General features: G+C 70.4%; 2 protein-coding genes and 1 riboswitch. Both genes read left to right on the top strand.

Annotated elements, in window-relative coordinates:
• On the top strand, positions 1-429 hold a 429-nt coding region (locus ACY45C_RS04630; RefSeq protein ID WP_462186403.1), incomplete at its 5' end, for a peptidoglycan-binding protein.
• Positions 430-940: 511 nt separating this feature from the next.
• Positions 941-1137, top strand: a riboswitch (cyclic di-AMP (ydaO/yuaA leader).
• A gap of 2 nt (positions 1138-1139) precedes the next feature.
• On the top strand, positions 1140-1859 hold the full coding sequence (locus ACY45C_RS04635) for a transglycosylase family protein (RefSeq protein WP_462186404.1): 720 nt from the start codon (positions 1140-1142) through the stop codon (positions 1857-1859).
• Positions 1860-1892 lie beyond the last annotated feature (33 nt).

Consider the following 1892-nt stretch of genomic DNA (forward strand, 5'->3'; position numbering starts at 1 on the left):
TACAGCGGTCTGCCGCACCAGGCTCCCCGGGCTGTCCAGGACGAGGCCGCACTCAAGCTCGCCCGGCGGTCCGGCTTCGGCCAGTGGCCGACCTGTGGCCGCGGGATGGGCGCCGACCAGCTCGCGGGCGGCTCGTCGAGCTCCTCGGGCCAGGCGTCGCGCACGGCGGAACGCAGTGAGCTGACGGTCAGCCCCATCTCCGTGAGCACCCCCGTATTCACCCGTAACCTGACGACCGCACTGGCCAGGCAGGTACGCGACGACGTGCGGGCCTGGCAGGCCCGCGTCAACCATCTGGGGTATCCGATCACGATCGACGGCCGTTACGGACCACGCTCCGCCGCAGTCGCCCGCGCCCTGCAGGCCGCCAAGGGACTCGCCGTCGACGGCATCGTCGGCCCGGCGACCTGGCGGGCCACCTTCAGCTGATCCTCTCCATCAGCTCCATCAGCTCCATCAGCTCTATCAGCTGATCCATTCACTCCGTCAGCTCCGTCAGCTGATCTCTTCACTCCGCTCCCGCGACGGGGGACGACCGCCGCGGCAACCGGACATCCCACCCCGGCGACACCGGTCAGGGGATCTCACCTCGACGACGGGCCGGCCCGACCGGCCTCCGGACGATCTCCGGTTGACGGCCCGTACGGGCTGGCCCGTGCAACCCACCACCAACATCACCCGGACCACACCCTGACCGGCCTCCGGCAGGGCCGATCTTCGGCAGAGCCGATCTTCGGCAAGGCCGGCGAGGAACAGCAGGACCAGCGAGCCACCTGCGGAACCTGTACGGAAGTGGCACGATTCGCGCGATCCTCACTGGTTACTCCGGACCACCCCGGTTTGCGCTCCATGAGCGGTTCTCGCTAGAGTGCCGCTCACTCGCCTCGTCGGCGAGGCCGCCCGGACGGACGCCGAGTCCTGCCCCCGTGCGAGCGGCCGGAACGAACATCAACCGCAGCGGGCAGGAGTGGGGGACCCACATTTCGGGCGCCGCAAGCAGCGTCCTTGGGGTAAAGCCGGTGCATCCCGGTCCATGGTGGAGAGCGGTTCCTACTCGCCACCCGGGGTCGGATCCTCCGGCCGGGCCATCCCAGCCCGCACCCGACAGCTCACCCCGCAGGCGACGGGATTGGACGAACATGCCCTCTGGGCGTCGTGGCGGCAGACATCGAGCACCGCAGGCCCCATCGCCCGCCGGTCGCATCCTGCGCACCACCGGCGCGGTCACGGCCATCGTCGGCAGCGGCCTCGCGGTCACCGCGGCTCCGGCGGGCGCGGCCACCGCCGATGACTTCACCAAGCTCCGCCAGTGCGAGTCCGGCGGCAACTACGCGATCAACACCGGCAACGGCTTCTCCGGTGCCTACCAGTTCGACGACCGGACCTGGCACGGGCTCGGGTACTCCGGCCGGCCGTACCAGGCGTCGCCCGCCACGCAGGACGAGGCGGCCGCGAAGCTCTACAACCAGCGGGGCTGGCAGCCATGGCCGTCCTGCTCGGTCAAGATGGGCCTGACCAACAACGGCCCGGCCAGTGTCCCGGGCGGCTCTGGCGACGTCATCCAGCAGGCCATCACCCCGGTGGAACCCCCCATGACGCTGGACCGGGCTCGCCGGGAGATGGGGGACGGCTCGTTCAGGGGCACGGTCCTCGACGCGTCCCTCAGCGACGACGTCCGCCCGGAGGCCTTCGTCTGGCAGGACAGAATGCGCCAGAAGGGCTTCGTACTCACCGTCGACGGCAAGTTCGGACCGCAGTCGCAGGGCATCGCCGCGCTGTACTCGTACCTCACCCGGGTGAACGACGGTCAACCCGGGGTCGTCGGCCAGAATCTGTGGAACGTCAGCGTCAGGGCCTGACCGACCCGGTCACCGTGCGCGCAGGGCGGGCGC

The organism is Frankia sp. CcWB2 (assembly GCF_977927585.1).